At 62.0% G+C, this 15,852-nt stretch carries 16 protein-coding genes; 4 read left to right on the top strand and 12 right to left on the bottom strand.

The genetic code is table 11. From position 1 onward, the window contains the following. Positions 1-85 precede the first annotated feature (85 nt). Positions 86-697 carry a CDP-alcohol phosphatidyltransferase family protein gene (locus GTF44_RS01790; protein WP_171557082.1) on the top strand — a complete coding sequence of 204 codons (612 nt, stop codon included), beginning with the start codon at positions 86-88 and terminating at the stop codon, positions 695-697. 11 nt (positions 698-708) lie between these two features. Here GTF44_RS01790 and GTF44_RS01785 read toward each other — a convergent pair whose 3' ends face one another. Both GTF44_RS01785 and GTF44_RS01780 read right to left on the bottom strand, forming a co-directional pair. After that, positions 709-1,692 carry an NAD(P)H-quinone oxidoreductase gene (locus GTF44_RS01785; protein WP_171558546.1) on the bottom strand — a complete coding sequence of 328 codons (984 nt, stop codon included), beginning with the start codon at positions 1,690-1,692 and terminating at the stop codon, positions 709-711. Positions 1,693-1,711: 19 nt separating this feature from the next. Then, complete coding sequence (locus GTF44_RS01780; RefSeq protein ID WP_171557080.1) at positions 1,712-2,410, bottom strand: COQ9 family protein; 699 nt, start codon at positions 2,408-2,410, stop codon at positions 1,712-1,714. 115 nt (positions 2,411-2,525) lie between these two features. Between GTF44_RS01780 and rpsU the strand changes: the two genes are divergently transcribed. Continuing rightward, positions 2,526-2,732: a 30S ribosomal protein S21 gene (rpsU, locus tag GTF44_RS01775; protein WP_071673777.1), complete on the top strand. Its 207-nt coding sequence runs from the start codon at positions 2,526-2,528 to the stop codon at positions 2,730-2,732. 83 nt (positions 2,733-2,815) lie between these two features. Here the strand turns inward: rpsU and GTF44_RS01770 are convergent, their stop codons facing one another. The 5 genes from GTF44_RS01770 to GTF44_RS01750 form a co-directional block, all read right to left on the bottom strand. Continuing rightward, complete coding sequence (locus GTF44_RS01770; protein ID WP_171557078.1) at positions 2,816-3,451, bottom strand: hypothetical protein; 636 nt, start codon at positions 3,449-3,451, stop codon at positions 2,816-2,818. Further along, positions 3,448-3,588 (bottom strand): aa3-type cytochrome c oxidase subunit IV, encoded by a 141-nt coding sequence (locus GTF44_RS01765; protein WP_145212918.1) that lies wholly within the window; start codon positions 3,586-3,588, stop codon positions 3,448-3,450. Before GTF44_RS01765 ends, GTF44_RS01770 begins: the two co-directional genes overlap by 4 nt. An 88-nt stretch (positions 3,589-3,676) precedes the next feature. After that, positions 3,677-4,141 (bottom strand): DUF6173 family protein, encoded by a 465-nt coding sequence (locus GTF44_RS01760; protein ID WP_145212921.1) that lies wholly within the window; start codon positions 4,139-4,141, stop codon positions 3,677-3,679. Between the two features lie 2 nt (positions 4,142-4,143). Next, positions 4,144-5,166, bottom strand: a complete 1,023-nt coding sequence (locus tag GTF44_RS01755) for an MBL fold metallo-hydrolase (protein WP_367383353.1) — start codon at positions 5,164-5,166, stop codon at positions 4,144-4,146. Beyond that, a complete protein-coding gene (locus tag GTF44_RS01750; RefSeq protein WP_171557077.1) occupies positions 5,163-6,857 on the bottom strand; it encodes an acyl-CoA dehydrogenase in 1,695 nt (564 codons plus the stop codon). The genes GTF44_RS01755 and GTF44_RS01750 overlap by 4 nt, the downstream gene beginning before the upstream one ends. A 129-nt stretch (positions 6,858-6,986) precedes the next feature. On the opposite strand from GTF44_RS01750, the gene GTF44_RS01745 reads away from it, so the two are divergent. After that, positions 6,987-7,946, top strand: coding sequence for an L-threonylcarbamoyladenylate synthase (locus tag GTF44_RS01745; protein WP_171557075.1), 960 nt, complete (start codon positions 6,987-6,989; stop codon positions 7,944-7,946). Here the strand turns inward: GTF44_RS01745 and GTF44_RS01740 are convergent. Beyond that, positions 7,943-8,533, bottom strand: coding sequence for a YqgE/AlgH family protein (locus GTF44_RS01740; RefSeq protein WP_171557073.1), 591 nt, complete (start codon positions 8,531-8,533; stop codon positions 7,943-7,945). The genes GTF44_RS01745 and GTF44_RS01740 overlap by 4 nt on opposite strands. A 115-nt stretch (positions 8,534-8,648) precedes the next feature. Between GTF44_RS01740 and GTF44_RS01735 the strand changes: the two genes are divergently transcribed. Further along, positions 8,649-9,479 (top strand): protein-disulfide reductase DsbD domain-containing protein, encoded by an 831-nt coding sequence (locus GTF44_RS01735; RefSeq protein ID WP_171557071.1) that lies wholly within the window; start codon positions 8,649-8,651, stop codon positions 9,477-9,479. Here the strand turns inward: GTF44_RS01735 and GTF44_RS01730 are convergent, their stop codons facing one another. The 4 genes from GTF44_RS01730 to GTF44_RS01715 all read right to left on the bottom strand — a co-directional run bounded on the left by GTF44_RS01730 (position 9,480) and on the right by GTF44_RS01715 (position 15,851). After that, positions 9,480-12,875 (bottom strand): efflux RND transporter permease subunit, encoded by a 3,396-nt coding sequence (locus GTF44_RS01730; protein ID WP_171557069.1) that lies wholly within the window; start codon positions 12,873-12,875, stop codon positions 9,480-9,482. A gap of 3 nt (positions 12,876-12,878) precedes the next feature. Beyond that, a complete protein-coding gene (locus GTF44_RS01725) occupies positions 12,879-14,339 on the bottom strand; it encodes an efflux RND transporter periplasmic adaptor subunit (RefSeq protein ID WP_171557068.1) in 1,461 nt (486 codons plus the stop codon). Positions 14,340-14,435: 96 nt separating this feature from the next. Then, positions 14,436-14,978 (bottom strand): molybdenum cofactor biosynthesis protein B, encoded by a 543-nt coding sequence (gene moaB / locus GTF44_RS01720; RefSeq protein ID WP_171557066.1) that lies wholly within the window; start codon positions 14,976-14,978, stop codon positions 14,436-14,438. A gap of 84 nt (positions 14,979-15,062) precedes the next feature. Continuing rightward, the gene (locus GTF44_RS01715) at positions 15,063-15,851 is read right to left on the bottom strand and encodes a uracil-DNA glycosylase family protein (protein ID WP_171557064.1); all 789 of its coding nucleotides are present in this window, start codon (positions 15,849-15,851) and stop codon (positions 15,063-15,065) included. Between the last annotated feature and the right edge of the window lies 1 nt (position 15,852).

The raw sequence follows: 15,852 nt of genomic DNA, 5'->3' as shown, positions 1-15,852 counted from the left end.
TCGTGTCTTGCGCGCCGATGGCAAGGTCGTCAGGTTGCGGCGGATCAATAGCCGCCATCTGCGCGGCGCCGCATCCGGACCTTCGATGATCGACGCCGCCCTTCTCCCCCTGCAACGCCGATTGCTGACACCACCGGCGCAACTCTTGCGACGGGCTGGCATTTCGCCGGACCATATTACTGTGACCGGCTTCGCCATTGGGGCATTGGCGCTGCCGGCAATTGCCTTTGGCTGGTACGGTCTTGCGCTGGCTTTGATCCTTTTGAACCGCCTGGCCGATGGGCTGGACGGGGCGGTGGCGCGATTGACCCAGCCAACCGATCGGGGCGCATTTCTGGACATCGCCTTGGACTTTGTGTTTTACGCGCTTGTCCCGCTTGGATTTGCGCTCGCCGATCCCGACACGAACGCCTTACCGGCCGCCGTCTTGGTCACCGCCTTCGTCGGCTCAGGCACCAGCTTTCTCGCCTTCTCGATCATTGCGGCCAAACGCCAGTTGAAGGCCGAGGATTACCCGACCAAGGGGATCTACTATCTCGGCGGCCTGACAGAAGGCTTCGAGACAATCCTGCTGTTCGTCGTGATCTGCCTTTGGCCACAGCTCTTCCCCGCCTTGGCCTACATCTTCGCCGCCGCCTGCCTGTTGACGACGGTGACCCGCTGGATTCAGGGGTGGCAAGCATTCGGAGACCGCTGAGAGCGCGGCGATTAACGCACTTTCAACACGATCTTCCCGATATGCTGACTGCTCTCCATCCGCGCATGAGCTGCCGTCGCATTCTCCAGGGCGAATTCGCTGTCCATCACTGGCGCGATCCGGCCAGCATCCAGAAGCGGCCAGACATGCGTGGCCAGGTCCGCGGCGATATCCGCCTTGGCCGCGTCGCTCTGTGGACGCAAAGTCGAGCCGGTCATGGTCAACCGCCGGACCATCAGCGGGGCAAAATTCATCTCAACCTTCGGCGATTGCAGGAAGGCGATCTGCACCAAGCGGCCATCATCGGCCAGCGCCTTGATATTCCGCGGGATATAGTCACCGCCGACCATATCGAGGATCAGGTTCGCCCCGCCCTCGGCCCGCAAAACATCGACAAAATCTTCCTCGCGATAATTAATTGCACGTTCAGCCCCCAACGCGGTACACGCGGCGCATTTCTCTGCCGAGCCTGCGGTGGCGAAGACCCGGGCACCAAAGTGATTGGCCAGTTGGATCGCGGTCGTCCCGATCCCGCTGGACCCGCCATGAACCAAGAACCGCTCGCCACCCTTGAGCCCGCCGCGCATGAAGACATTGGACCAGACCGTGAAGAACGTCTCGCAAAGCGCTGCCGCTTGGTCCATCGCCATGCCGCTTGGCACGGGCAGGGCATGATCCTGATGTGTGGTGACAAATTCTGCATAGCCACCGCCCGGCAACAGCGCACAGACTTGGTCGCCCACAGCCCATTTTGTGACCCCCGGCCCAACAGCCGCCACGGTCCCCGCCGCCTCAAGCCCGGGCAAATCCGAGGCCCCCGGCGGCGGCGCGTAGTTGCCCGCGCGTTGCAGAGCGTCGGGGCGGTTCACCCCGGCATAATCCACCGCGATCAGGATTTGCTCCGCCATCGGCGCAGGCACCGGGCGTTCGACCAAGTGCAACACCTCCGGCCCTCCGGGGCTGCTGATCTCAACGGCGCGCATCACGGAGGGCAAGGGCATTTGGTCTTCCTTCTTAGGTGTCGGTATTCCCCCGTCCGGTCCAACTGCCCGGCAGGTCCACACGGGGCATCTTGGCAGGGGCTTTCACCTGGCTCAACAGCCAGTTGGGACCAGCCAGAAATGGTTTCAAAACCGGGTTGTCATTCACCTGTTTCTTTAGCTTCTCGAACTGCATGACATTCTCAATCCGCCGATCCAGAAAGGCCCATGTCGCCGCATGGCCTTCAGAGTGATCGCCGAGCCAATAAAGTACCGTCGAACTGTAGACGCCGGAGAGCGTCGCGCGTTTCGTGTACCAGTTGATGTCGTCCGACGGGTCGCCCAACCCGTCCCAGATCGTATCGCAGGTGCTCCATACCGCCGCCGCACCGTCGGCAGCGTAAATCGGCAAGGCAAACAGGGTCGAACCGCGGCGCACCGCCTCTTTATGCGCTTCGGCCAACTCGAGCCGGGTCCGAACGGCAAAGGTGATCCGCTCGCGAATCCGCATCTCGGACAAGTCCGCCGCCCGCAGCGCTTCGCGCAGTGCGTTGTCGCCCCGTTTGTGAAACCCAAGCGCCAAGTCAACGGCACCCCGCGGGAACAACGCCCGGGCGCTGACCTCATCAACCCCGGTATCCGCAATCGCGGCCTGAAACGTGACCTCGGACCAGCCGTCAAAAGGCACATGATCCAAGGCGGCGTCGATCAATCGATCCTTCACATCTTCCATCGCTCACTCCACGAAAAGGGGCCCGCGCACTTACTGGACAAGTTCTGGGGCCTTTGCTATAGGGCCACTTCCTGCAATCTCTTGCAACTCAAACTTAGGAAGGTGGTGACACCACATGCAGGTTAGTGTTCGCGACAACAATGTCGATCAGGCGCTTCGGGCCCTGAAGAAAAAGCTGCAGCGCGAAGGCGTTTTTCGGGAAATGAAGCTCAAGCAACATTACGAAAAGCCGTCTGAGAAAAAAGCACGCGAGAAGGCGGAAGCGATCCGTCGGGCACGCAAGCTGGCTCGGAAAAAGGCGCAGCGCGAAGGGATGCTCTAAGCATTTCCTGACATTGCGAACCGGCAGTTTCGATTGCCACATGAGATACCCCCGCGCCGCCTGGCCCGGGGGTTTATCTTTGTTCAGCCGCCGAACTCTTCGGGCAGATAAAGCTGAGCCCGGCCTTGGGCCTGTAGCAGCTCGAGATTGTCGTCCGAATCATCATCAAAGACTTGGCTGGTCCGAACGCCGGGCAACTCTTCAAACCGATTCATCATCCGGTTTGGAAACCAGCCCGTTCCGACGCTCTCAAATCCCGGTGTCGCGCTCAGGATACGCGAGATCGACAGCGCGCATTGGGCCTGCGACACGGCCCCATATTCTTGCACCGCGCGAGACAGTTGCGCGGCAACCTCTGGCGAAACTTCGACCTCTTGCACGACCATGTGATAGGTCTCGCGCGCATGGTAATCCATATAGAAACCAAAGAGTTGCGGCGACATTCCATAAAGCACGTCGTTGCGCTCAGGCACATTCGGATGGTGCCAGCTTCCCGCCGGATCAAACAGCAGCCGTTGGGCGCCATCGATCAAGAGCGCGGAATGCCCACCCGATCCGGAGCGGTTGTTGATCGCGGTGAGCAAGGTCACCGTCGCAGGACCTTCGGGCACGTAGGCGGCGCGCGCGACAGCTTCCTCAGGTGCCCAAACGGACTCAGCCCCGCAAGCCGAAAGAGCCATCAGCGCGGCGAGAAGCGCACCCGCTTTGCGCAGGGTCATCGTGCAAATAGTGCCAGGAAAACAATAACACCGAGACTAAACAGACCAACAATCACCGACCAGCGGATGAAACCTTCGAAGGTCTTCTCCTGATCGGTGATGTCCATCTCACCATGTTTGTGCTGTTGCTCGGCCATCAGTCGTCTCCATCGTACCGGTCCAAATCGCTGTTCTCGCGATAGCCGATTTCCTTTGGTCTGTCACGAGGTGCAAAGCGCCGCAGGATCAGGTTTCATCCGTCAGATCGGCGGCCAGCCGAAATCCGATCCGTTGGGCCGGCGCGTCGGGGGCGGCTTTTGGCAAGGCGCGGATGGTCACGCTAAGCTGGCTGACATGCTGGATCAGTTGGGTTTTCAGCCCCGCCCCATCGGTTCCATAGAAGGTGACAATATCGGGGGCGAAAAACCCCATACCTTCGATCCGAAGCACGCCTGCATCACTGCCGGCAAAACCCATGGCGGCCTCATGCTCGGCATCAAGCTGCTCCTCGAAATTCTTGATATAGAGGATGATCCGCTCATAAGCCCATTCGGCAGGGGACTTCTGATCCACCGGCTTTTGCGCCACCGGGCCAGGCAAGGGGATTTGTTCTGCCGATCTTGGCGCATTTGGGTCGCAGTGCACCGCGCCTGCTTCGGGGAGCGCCGCGCCCTCCATCGCTTCAGCCGAAGTCATGATCTCATTCGCCATTATCAGTTCTCCCGCTGCCAAACCCATGCCCCGTCCGCCCGTTTCTCGCGCGTGACCTCTCCCAGAGCAAGAAGATGGTTTAGATGTGCCAGCGATTCGACCAGAGCCAATCCATAGGTGCCCTCTTCAATTTTCCGTTTGAAGAGCGGCGCGAAACACTCCGCGGCGGTGCGCGGCGTGCCGAGATGCTCCCGCAGCCGATCCAGTGCACCATGGTGGTTATCGATCAACTGACGCAACCGATCAGGCAGGCCCGTGTAGGGCAGTTTATGACCCGGCAGAACGAAATGATCCTCGGCGGCAAAGGGCTGGAAAGCTTCGCAGCTTTCCAGCCAATCGTGCACCGGGTCGGCGGCGGGTTCAGTTGCATAGACCCCTAGATTGGGAGAGATCGACGGCAAAAGCTGATCGCCACCGAGCACCAGATTGTCCTCGACCGACCAAAGCGTGGCATGTTCCGGCGCATGGCCGTGCCCGATGCGGATATGCCAGTGCCGTCCGCCGATCTGGATCACGTCACCCTCCGCAATCCGGGTGTAGCCAAGCGGCAAAGGGTGGACCATATCAGCGAAGTTGAAGGGCCGCTCCGCCGCACGTTTGGCCAGAATATCGGGTGCCATCCCGGCGGCGCGCCAGAAGTCGAGCGTTTCTTCCGTGGGCCGCGCCTGTTCATCCAAGATCAACATCCGCGCCATCAACCAGGCCGTGCGCGTTGTGATCAACTCGGCCCCCTGCCCCATGAACCATCCGGCCAAGCCGATATGGTCGGGGTGGTGATGTGTGGCGATGACTTTGGTGATCGGGTCGCCCCCGAGCGGCGCGGCGAGGATTTCGGCCCAAATCGCCCGGCTGCGGCGGCTATCAAATCCTGTATCGACCAATGCCCATCCGGCGCCGTCGCGAAGGGCAAAGACATTCACATGATCCAGCGCCATCGGTAGCGGCAAACGAATCCAAAGCACGCCATCGGCGAGTTCAATCGCCGCGCCAGGCTCAGGCGCGGTGTCATAAGGGTAGTGGATCACGCGACGAGATCGTCGTCGCTGAGCGCATAGAGATCTGCCGCGCCAAGCCGAACTTGCGCCAGAAGCCCATAGAGTTCGGGCAATTGCCGGTTCAGGAAACTCGCCGCCAGCCGCGCGCGTGGTCCATCAGGGTCGGCCATCGCGGCTTTCAGATGGTAGTGCCCACCAAGCGCCAAGGCGAAGGCGCGCAGATACGGCACCGATCCGGCAAAGCGGTCGTTCATCTCCATCTCGACCAGGCTCTCAGTCGCGGCGCGCAACGCAACGACGGCCTCAGTCAGCGCGCCGCCCATCTCGCTGGCCGCCGCCGTCTCCGCGATTTCATCCAAGATCAGCCGCGCCTCGGCCCCGCCATCCATCATTTTCCGACCCACCAAATCCATCGACTGGATACCGTTGGTGCCTTCGTAAATCGCCGTCACCCGTACATCGCGCAGATATTGCGCCGCGCCCGTTTCTTCAATGAAACCCATGCCGCCATGGACCTGAACGCCCGCATCGGCAACCGCGATCCCGGTATCGGTGCCATAGGCCTTGCAAATCGGCGTCAGGAAGGCCGCGCGCGCCGCCATCTCGGCATCGCCTGTCGCATGGGCCAGATCGATCGCCACCGCCAGGTCAAGGGTCAATGCCCGGGCGGCGAAGGTCTCGGCCTTCATCGCGGTCAACATGCGGCGCACATCGGCGTGGCCCAGGATCGTCTCGGTGCCCGCCTCGGGGCTGCGGCCTTGCTTACGCTCCATCGCATAAGACAGCGCGTGTTGATAGGCGGCCTCGGCAACCCCTACGCCTTGTACGCCCACACCGAGACGCGCGTTGTTCATCATTGTGAACATCGCCGCCATGCCCTGATGCGCCTCCCCGACCAACCAGCCGGTGGCGCCATCATATTGCATTACCGCCGTGGGGGAGCCGTGCAAGCCAAGCTTATGCTCAAGGCTCACCACTTTGAGACTGTTCCGCACGCCAGCCCCGCCACCTTCAGTCGGCAGGTCGCGCGGCACCAAGAATAGGCTGATCCCCTTTGTCCCCGGCCCACCATCGGGAAGACGCGCGAGGACCAGGTGACACACATTCTCGGTGAAATCATTGTCCCCCCAAGAGATGTAAATCTTCTGCCCTGTCACCGCATAGGTGCCATCGCCATTCGGCTCCGCCTTGCTGCGCAGTGCGCCCACATCCGATCCGGCTTGCGGTTCGGTCAGGTTCATCGTGCCGGTCCATTCTCCCGAAACGAGCTTCGGCAGGTACAGCGCCTTGATCTCATCACTGGCGTGGTTCTCCAGCGCCTCGATCTGGCCTTGCGTCATCAGCGGGTTCAACTGCAACGACAAACAGGCCGAAGCAATCATCTCGTTGATCGCGGTCGTCACCGACATCGGCAGGCCCAAACCGCCATATTCCGGGTCGGCCGAGATCGCGACATAGCCGCCCTCGGCAATCGCGCGATAGCCGTCGGCAAACCCGGGCGAGGTGCGCACGACGCCGTTTTCCAGCCGCGCGGGCGTCAGGTCTCCGGCGCGGTTCAGCGGTGCCAGGACTTCCTCGGCCATTTTGCCAGCCTCCCTCAAAACCGCGTGGACCGTGTCGGGCGTGGCCTCGGCAAAGCGGTCGGTGGCGGCGACGCGATCCATGCCGACGACATGGCTCATCAGAAACTCAAACTCAGAGACTGGGGCACGATAGGACATAGGCATATTCTCCTGGTCGAGAGGCTGCGTTGCGCCGACGGGCAGGGCACGATATGTCCCGACGGCCTTGTCTTTCGCGGTAGCTAGGAAACCAGCACCGCTCCCTTCAACCGATACGTTACGTCACAGATGCCGCAAAGCCAGCCCGAAATTCTTCTAGAAGATAGCGAGGGAATCGCCCGCGCCGCTGCTTTGCTGACGCAAGGGGCACTCGTCGCGATCCCGACGGAGACGGTCTATGGGCTGGCCGGTGATGCGCGCAATGATACGGCTTGCGCCCGGATTTTTGAGGCAAAGGGGCGGCCACGCTTCAACCCGTTGATCGTGCATCTGCCCGGATTGGACGCGGTGGCAGAAATCGCCGAACTGTCGAACAGCGCGCGGGATCTGGCGCAGGCGTTCTGGCCCGGCCCGATGACGCTTGTGCTGCCGCTCAAACCGGATCATGGACTCTCGCCCCTGGTGACAGCGGCGCTCGACACCGTGGCGATCCGCTTGCCGGCCCACCCGACCGCACGCGCCGTTTTGACGGCGTTTGACGGCCCGATTGCGGCGCCTTCCGCCAATCCCTCGGGTCAGATCAGCCCGACGACAGCAACGCATGTGATTGACGGGTTGGGCGATCGTGTCGCGGCCGTTTTGGATGCGGGACCCTGCGCGGTCGGCCTCGAATCCACGATCTTAGCTCCAAGCGATGCCGGCACCCGCCTCTTACGCGAGGGCGGCTTGCCTCGGGAAGCGATCGAACCTCTGACCGGGCCGCTCATCACCGACACGACCCCAGGGCGGATCGAAGCACCGGGACAGTTGAGCCGCCACTACGCGCCATCCGTTCCGATGCAGTTGAACGCACCGCTTGATGACATGTCTGCCGTCCGGGTTGGCTTCACTGAAGCGGAGGGCGGCGATCTTGCCCTGTCGGAGTCCGGTGATCTGGTCGAGGCGGCCGCCGCGCTGTTCCGCGTCTTACATGAGGCCGACGCCTTGGCCCGAACTCAAGGCAAAACCGTAATCCATGTCGCCCCCGTGCCGGAAACCGGCCTCGGCCGCGCCATCAACGACCGGCTGCGCAGGGCTGCCGCGCCTTAGGCGTGCCCGGCCTCAGATGACAACATCAAGGGGTCGACGCCAAGGCTCGCCAAGGCCGCCTCCCATTTCCCATCCATCCGTTGGCCGAAAACCAGTGTCGGCGATGCGTCACAGGTCAGCCACCCGTTGCGCTGGATCTCACTTTCCAATTGCCCAGGGCCCCAGCCCGCATAACCAAGCGCCAACAAGGCCTGTTTCGGCCCTTTATCCTCGGCCATGTCGCGCAACACATCCAGCGTGGCCGTCATCGAAAACCGTGTATCGACCCGGAGCGTTCCATCCTCTGCCGCATCGCGGGTGCGCGGTGCATATTCCGCCGAGTGCAGGACAAATCCGCGCCCGGTTTCGACGGGGCCGCCAAAGCAAATCGGGAAATCCGGCGGCGCGGCACTGGGGATTTCCAACTGCGCCAGCATCTCGGCGAAACTCAACTCGGTGATCTGCTTGTTGACGATCAGCCCCATCGTGCCGCTCTCGGAATGGGCGCAGAGAAACACAACGCTGCCATGAAATCGGGGGTCGCCCATCCCCGGCATGGCGATCAACAACTGGCCGGTCAGGTCACTGGGCACGGTTTCAATGGTCATGGGGTCAGCATGTGGCCGAAGGACGCCCGGTTCAAGCCCGGTTTTGCCGCAGGGCAGCGATCATTCGCTTAAACGTGATTTTGCATTTCAGGCGCAACTGCATAGGTCAGACCGTATGACGAATCGATCTTTCTTCTCCGCCTTGGCCGGAGCGGCCCTGGCCGCCGTTCCGTTGGCCGTCTCAACGCCCGCGTCAGCGCAGTTTGAGGGGCGGAGCGCTGATGATGTGGTGCAGGTGCGTCTGCTGGAAGGGTGGCGAACCGACGATGGGCGTCATATGGCTGCGATTCAGATCACCATGGCGCCCGGTTGGAAGACCTATTGGCGCGCGCCCGGCGAAGGTGGCATCCCACCTCGGCTCAGGCTCGATCCATCGAGCAGTGTCGAGGGTTTACAAATTCACTGGCCTAGACCGGAAGTGTTTTTCACCAATGGCATGCGCAGCATCGGCTATCGCGACGACGTGATCCTGCCTGTTGAATTGTCCCTCTCCGACGATGGCGCGGTCGAGGTTGATGGGCGGCTTGATCTGGGCGTGTGTCTGGATGTGTGTATGCCCGTGACATTGGATTTAGACGGGCTCCTGCCACCGGAAGGTAACCGTGATCCATCGATTGCCGCGGCTCTGGCGGATCGGCCCTTGACCCGTGCGGAGGCAGGTGCGGGCAGCGCGACATGCCAGATCACCCCGATCTCGGACGGGCTGAGGGTCGAGGCGCAGATGCGGGTGCCGTCCGTTGGCAATGATGAGACGGTTGTCTTCGAACTCTCCGATCCCGGGATTTGGATTTCCGAAACCTCGTCGCATCGTGACGGCGATCTGGTCACAGCCGTCGCCGATGTGGTGCCGCCCGATGCTGGACCGTTTGCAATGGACCGGTCCGATCTTCGGATCACCGTGTTGGGCACCCGTATGGCCGTTGAGCTGCAGGGCTGTACCGGCTGATCAGGCTTGCCGTCGGCTGGCCATGATATGGACCAGGACGGCCGCCAGCCAGGCGACAAGGCACAAAAGCGCTGTCCCCAAGACGAAAACGATCAAAGCGCCCATCGCCATGTTGGCGCCAAGTGGCACCATAGCCGCCAATGGTGCAGCCACTTCGCCAGTGATGATGAGCGCCCCCAACGTGCCCGCAAAGAGCAACGCGACCGCCACAGTGAGTCCAACAAGCGACGCGCTCGCCACCGGGATGCGGCCAGAGCCGCGCACCACACGCCGGAACGCCCGCATCCGTTTGCCCACGTCTTGCTGCATCGCCAGGATCGCCGGGACCACCAGCAAGACCACGATCAGGCCAAAACCAAGGCCATAAACCAGCGTGATCACCGTGGGCTTCAGGAACTGTGCCTGTTGCGAGCCCTCGAAGAGAAGCGGCGCCAAGCCCAAAACCGTCGTGAGCGTCGTGAGAAGCACTGGCCGGAGCCGGTCCGTCGCGCCATCGATGATTGCCGGGATCAGGCCGCGTTCTTCGGCATATTCATCCACTGTGGTCACCAAAACGATGGAATCGTTGATGATGATCCCGGTCATCCCGATCAGGCCCACAACCGTGAACATACTCATCGGAATATCCCAAACGTTATGTCCGTAAATCGTCCCGATCAGGCCAAAGGGAATGATCGCCATCACAACGACGGGCCGGGCCCAACTCGCAAAGATCCAGGCCAGAACCAGGTAAATCCCGATCAGGCAGAGCGCGAACCCAAGCAACGCATCGTTCAGGAAATCTCGCTCTTGTTCGGCGAGACCGGACAGAAGCCAGCCAACGCCGAAATCCGCCTCGATTTGCGGCAGGATCACCTCGCGCAGCTCGGTCATGATCGCCTCGGCCTGGGCCGGGTCATCTTCGGACAGATCGCCGGTGACCGATACAATCCGCAGCCCATTCTCGCGATTAATGGTGGAAAACCCGGTTCGTGCACTGACACTGACGATATCGGCCAGCGGCACATATTCGCCGCTTGAGGCGCGGAGCAACGTTCGATCGAGGAAATCCGCTGTCAGTTCACCCTCAGGCAGTTCCACCCGGATCGCACCGGTGCGAATGCCGGAAGGATAAGTGGCCGCCTCAATCCCCCCTAATCGATTGCGCAACACGCGGCCCAACTCGCCAATCTCGAAGCCAAGCGCCTGGCCTTGCGGTGTTAATTCAAGGCTGAGCTCTTCGCGGTCATACGCCAAGCTGTCTTCCAGGGCCGAGACTTCGGGGAAGCCGATCAGCGCCGTTTTCACCGCTTCGGCGGCAGCTTTCAGCACATCGGTTTCGGCCCCGAAAAGCTGCACATCCAGCGCATCCCCGCCTGGCCCGCCTCGCCAGCCACGAAACGAAACCGCCTCGGTCAGCGGCAATTGCCGCACTTCGTCCTGCAAATCGGCAACAAACTGGAAGGAGGAATAGGGCCGAAGATCGGCATCGATCAGTTCAATCGCAATGGAGCCCAGAAGATCAGCGTCTTTGTTATCCGCCGCCGCCAAGCCACGCCCGGTTGTGCCGCCAACCTCGGACAACACGTAAAGCAGCGGGTTCGCGCCGTATTCTTCCTCATAACGCGCCGCTACAGTGTCGGCGGCGCGCTGCATCTCGCGCATCATCGCGAAACTGTCGTCGCGGCTGGCCCCATCCAACATCGCAAAATTGCCTGAGACGCTGGACAGTTCTGGCGCGTTGAAGAAACGCCAGTTGACATCGCCGCGTATGAACACGGCGATCTGGCTTGCCAGCACCAGGATCACTGCCGCGACCACCGGATAACGCGCCTTGATCACCCATCCCATCGCCGGGCGGAACAGCCGGTCGCGGACCCACTCAAACCCCTTGTTCACCTGTCGTGAGGGCCAATCATACCAATGCTCTTTCGCGGAATGTGCAAGCGCATGGGCCATGTGATTGGGCAGGATCAAGAAGCATTCAACGAGGCTGGCGGCGAGCACCACAATCACCGTGAAGGGAATATCGGCAATCAACTCGCCAAACCGCCCGCCGATGGCCACCAATCCGGCAAAGGCGAGGATCGTTGTTAGGGTCGCGGAGAAAACCGGCGCCGCCATCCGTCGGGCCGCGTTTTCGGCGGCAACAGCGGGTGGCTCTCCCAGGGTTCGGGCCCGAAAATCCGCATGCTCGCCCACCACAATGGCGTCATCCACCACGATCCCGAGCGTGATGATCAGCGCAAAGAGCGATATCATGTTGAGCGTTAGACCCGACACATACATCAGCGCAATCGCGGCCAACATCGCCACGGGGATACCGGCGGCGACCCAGAAGGCCGTGCGCGCATTGAGGAATAAGAAGAGGAGCAGGACGACTAGGCCAAGGCCGAGCAGACCATTATCGAGCAGGATGTTTAGACGCGCCGAGATCGACTCCGCCCGGGTGCGGATCAACTCAATCGCCACGCCTTCGGGCAAGGTCAACTGCATCTCCTCGGCCACCGCTTGCACGGTTTCCTGAATGCCAATCGCGTCGCCCTGATCGGTCCGGTCCACGCGCACCGAAATCGCCGGGTCTTCTCCAACGAAATAGGCGCGTTCCCGGTCCACGCCTTCGGTCCTGACTTGCGCCAACTCGCCGATTGTCAGCGTCGACCCATCAGCGTTGGTCCTGAGCACGATCCCCGCAATCTCTTCGGCGCTGCGCCGGGCGGTCCCGGTGCGGACGCGGGCATTGGCGCTATCCACATCGCCAGCCGGGGCCGTATCAGCCTCGGCGGCAATCGCGGCCGCAATCTCGGACATCGAGATATCGTGACGGATCAGCGACGCAGACGGCACTTCGACAATTGTCTCGGGCGCGGCCACGCCGCGAATAGTGGAGCGGGTCACGCCTTCGGCAAAGAGGCGCGCGACAAATTCGTCGGCGAAGCGCCCGATCTGCTCGACACCCACCGGCCCGGTGATCACCACATCGGTCACCCGGTCGCGCCAGGCCCCACGGCGGACCGACGGGTCATCGGCATCCTCTGGCAAATCGGAGATCGTATCGACAGCCGCCTGCACATCATCCGCCGCGCGGCCCATATCCCAACTGGGTTCAAACTCCAGCCGGATCGTCGCGCTGCCCTCCCGCGCGGTGGAGCTCGATTCGGTGACGCCTTCGACGACCAACAAACGCGGCTCCATCACCGCGACGATTGCTTCGTCCACATCTTCGGCGCCTGCGCCGTCCCAGGTGACCGTGACCGTCACATTGTCGACCACGACATCAGGAAAGAATTGCGCCCGCATGTTTGGGAAGGCGGAGAGCCCCAACACAATCAGGGTGACAAGCAGCAGGTTTGCCGCCGTCCGGTGCCGGGTGAAGTATGACAGGACACCGCCCGTGCTGGCCGGAAGCTGCCGCATGCGCTAGCTCCCCATCCGCGCTTCGATACGCGCCACCATGCGGGCCGGCACCTCGTCTTGGTTCAACTGCCGCAGCATCCGCTCTTTCACATCCGCAGGGATGAAGGCGTTGCTTTCGACATAGGCAATCAATCGGGCGCGGCGATCCGGATCAAGCGCGACGGTCTCCGGCGCTGTTTCGGCCTCACCACCTTCGGTCGGCCGCAGCGGGTTGATCCGAATGCCCGCGCCCAGAACTGGCGTCCGGGCCAAAACGACCTCTCGACCATGGAGCGGCGGCGCGCGGATGATCACATCGTCGCCCTGCCGCCGGAGCAAGGTCACCTGCGCCTCTTCCAGCCGGTCCTCCGCACCCAGGACCAAGACGCGATTGTCGCCATCCACCGCAGTCGCGGGCAGAAGGGCGACATTGTCCAACGGCGCTTCCTCAAGCTGCACGGTCACGAAATCGCCGGTGCGAAACCCACGGACTTCCTGCAGCTGTGCAAAGAGCAGACGGCCCGATTGCCCCTCTTCAACCGCGCCGCTCTCGCGGGTCAGGACAGCCGGTGCGGTGACATCAAGGCCAAACACATCAAGCACAACCGTCACGGGCAGCCTGGGCAGCTGCCCGTCATCATCCAACAGGCGGGAATATTGCGTCGTCGAAACCCGGAACGCGACTTCGAGTCTTTCGGGATCAATCAACCGCGCGATTTGTTCGTTGCGATTGACCAAACGGCCCGCGACCACATTGACCTCTGCCAGAACGCCGGAGAACCCGGCGCGCAATTCGGTTTCGGCCAAAACCCGGTCCGCTTCGGTCAGGCTGATCCGCCGCCGGTCAATCGCGGTGCCGGCTTGATCCACCCGTGCCTCGGCCTGCGCAAGGGCCTGACGGCGGGACAAAACGGCTTGATCCGCGGTGGCGGCGGCCAGTTCCGCCGTCTCGACCGCGGCGGCGCTGCCCACCCCGCGTTCTGCGAGGTCTTGCTGCCGGACCAAAGCGCGCGCGCGCAGCTCTGCCTGGGTTTGCGCGGCGGTCACATCCTCCTGAGCTAAATCCAATGCTCGGATGGCATCGCGCAGCTCTGCTTCGGCTTCGCGCATATCGGCGGCGGCGGTGTCGCGGGCCGATTGCGCCTCGGCAGGGTCGATGCGGAGCAAGAGCTGCCCGGCCTCCACCGCGCCGCCATCCTCAAACCCGTCAGCCAGTTCAACCACCAGACCCTGGGCCGGGGCGCGCAACTCCAAGGCCCGGCGGCTGCGCACCTCGCCAAAAGCCGTGAGAATAGGCGTGGCCGTCTGCGGCTCCAAGCTGCGGACTTCTGCCGTGAACACGCGCTCGCGCGCTGCCCCCGGGCGTCCCTCCTCCGCCCACCGCGATTGAAGCGCGGAATAGACCGTGTTTCCGGCCCAGGCGAGCAGGCCCACGGTCAGAGAAATCAGGAACAGGCCCACAACGGAGCGTCGGAAAAATCGCATTCAGGTGCCTATCACGGTGCCAAGAGCCTCAAAGGTAGTATCTGAGGCGATCACGTCCAAGTCACGGGTCTTTGCAGGCTTGCACGCAGCCGCCGCTTACTTCCGTCGCTTATGTTCATCTAAACGTGGAAAAATTTCGACGAAATTGCAGGGGCGGTGCCGATAATCGAGCTGCCAGCGCAAAATCTCGTCCCACGCGTCTTTGCAGGCCCCGCTGCTTCCGGGCAAAGCAAACAGATAGGTTCCATCGGCAACACCACCCGTCGCGCGAGATTGCACGGCGGAGGTGCCGATTTTCTGCATCGAGACCATGGTGAACACGGTGCCGAAGGCTTCGATCTCTTTCTCATAGACATCGCGATGGGCCTCCACGGTCACATCGCGCCCCGTGAGGCCGGTTCCACCAGTGGAGATAATCACATCAATCTCTGGGTCCGCGCACCAGGCGCGCAGTTGATCCGCGATCTGGTGTCGCTCATCACGCACGATTTGACGCGCCGCGAGCTTGTGGCCCGCATCGGTCAGTCGCTGAACCAAAAGATCGCCGGATTTGTCTTCTGCCAAACCGCGCGTGTCAGATACCGTCAGAACCGCGATGCGGACCGGCAGAAATTCTTTGCTTTCGTCAATTCGGGACATGGGTGACCTCAAAACGGGGGTTATTTCTGGAAGATTGGGGCGCCTATGTCTCGGCGTGCCCACTTAGAACAATGAGCAGGTGTATCATCCTCCGCCGCCCAGCCGCGCCTGGAGGCTCAGCAAATCCGCCCAGGTCTCGCGCTTCATGATCGGGTTTCGCAGCAGATAGGCCGGGTGGAACATCGGCAGAACCGGCTTGCCCAACCCTTCGGTCCAGTGCCCGCGCATCCGTGTGATACCTTTGCGACCCAGAATGCCGAGGCAGGAGATATTGCCCATCAGCACCAAAACCTCTGGTGCGGCGAGTTCCACATGCCGTTTCACGAAGGGCAGCATCATCGCCATTTCTTCTGCACTAGGGTCGCGGTTCTGCGGCGGACGCCAGGGCAGGATATTGGTGATGTAAAGCGCGTTGTCTCCGTCTCGGTCGCGCCCCATCCCAATGGCATCGAACATCTTGTCGAGAAGTTGCCCCGCGCGGCCAACAAAGGGCTTGCCTTGTATGTCTTCATCGCGCCCGGGGGCTTCACCGATGATCATGACCCGCGCACCGGGCACGCCATCTGAGAAAACCAAGTTCCGCGCGCCGCGTTGCAACTCGCAATGTGGATAGGCCGCCATCGCTGCTTTCAACGCATCCAAATCGTCTGCGGCACCCGCCATCTGGCGTGCCTCAGCCACAACATCGGCCTCCGCCGCGATAGGTTTCGGAGCAGCGGCTGGCGTCGGCACCGGTTTGGCAGATGGCTTCGGCGCGGCTTCGGCCAACTCAAAGCGGTTGAGCGGTAGATCTCCGATCGCTTCATCCGCGCCCAGCTCCACCTGCCACTCCAAGAGCGCCTTTGCCGAATGAAAATCCAGAGCCTGATCCATG

It is taken from the genome of Roseobacter sp. HKCCD6576-2 (assembly GCF_013179285.1).
Lineage (GTDB): Bacteria > Pseudomonadota > Alphaproteobacteria > Rhodobacterales > Rhodobacteraceae > Rhodophyticola > Rhodophyticola oceani.
Note: the sequence above shows the minus strand (reverse complement) of the source record. Positions and strands in the feature narration are given on the sequence as shown.

What these genes read in the sequence shown, in the direction of transcription:
- GTF44_RS01790 (WP_171557082.1), top strand. Translation starts at nt 86, where the DNA reads ATGATCGACGCCGCCCTTCTCCCCCTGCAACGCCGATTGCTGACACCA.
- GTF44_RS01780 (WP_171557080.1), bottom strand. Translation starts at nt 2,410, where the DNA reads ATGGAAGATGTGAAGGATCGATTGATCGACGCCGCCTTGGATCATGTG.
- rpsU (WP_071673777.1), top strand. Translation starts at nt 2,526, where the DNA reads ATGCAGGTTAGTGTTCGCGACAACAATGTCGATCAGGCGCTTCGGGCC.
- GTF44_RS01770 (WP_171557078.1), bottom strand. Translation starts at nt 3,451, where the DNA reads ATGACCCTGCGCAAAGCGGGTGCGCTTCTCGCCGCGCTGATGGCTCTT.
- GTF44_RS01765 (WP_145212918.1), bottom strand. Translation starts at nt 3,588, where the DNA reads ATGGCCGAGCAACAGCACAAACATGGTGAGATGGACATCACCGATCAG.
- GTF44_RS01760 (WP_145212921.1), bottom strand. Translation starts at nt 4,141, where the DNA reads ATGGCGAATGAGATCATGACTTCGGCTGAAGCGATGGAGGGCGCGGCG.
- GTF44_RS01750 (WP_171557077.1), bottom strand. Translation starts at nt 6,857, where the DNA reads ATGTCCTATCGTGCCCCAGTCTCTGAGTTTGAGTTTCTGATGAGCCAT.
- GTF44_RS01745 (WP_171557075.1), top strand. Translation starts at nt 6,987, where the DNA reads ATGCCGCAAAGCCAGCCCGAAATTCTTCTAGAAGATAGCGAGGGAATC.
- GTF44_RS01740 (WP_171557073.1), bottom strand. Translation starts at nt 8,533, where the DNA reads ATGACCATTGAAACCGTGCCCAGTGACCTGACCGGCCAGTTGTTGATC.
- GTF44_RS01735 (WP_171557071.1), top strand. Translation starts at nt 8,649, where the DNA reads ATGACGAATCGATCTTTCTTCTCCGCCTTGGCCGGAGCGGCCCTGGCC.
- GTF44_RS01730 (WP_171557069.1), bottom strand. Translation starts at nt 12,875, where the DNA reads ATGCGGCAGCTTCCGGCCAGCACGGGCGGTGTCCTGTCATACTTCACC.
- GTF44_RS01725 (WP_171557068.1), bottom strand. Translation starts at nt 14,339, where the DNA reads ATGCGATTTTTCCGACGCTCCGTTGTGGGCCTGTTCCTGATTTCTCTG.
- moaB (WP_171557066.1), bottom strand. Translation starts at nt 14,978, where the DNA reads ATGTCCCGAATTGACGAAAGCAAAGAATTTCTGCCGGTCCGCATCGCG.
- GTF44_RS01715 (WP_171557064.1), bottom strand. Translation starts at nt 15,851, where the DNA reads ATGGATCAGGCTCTGGATTTTCATTCGGCAAAGGCGCTCTTGGAGTGG.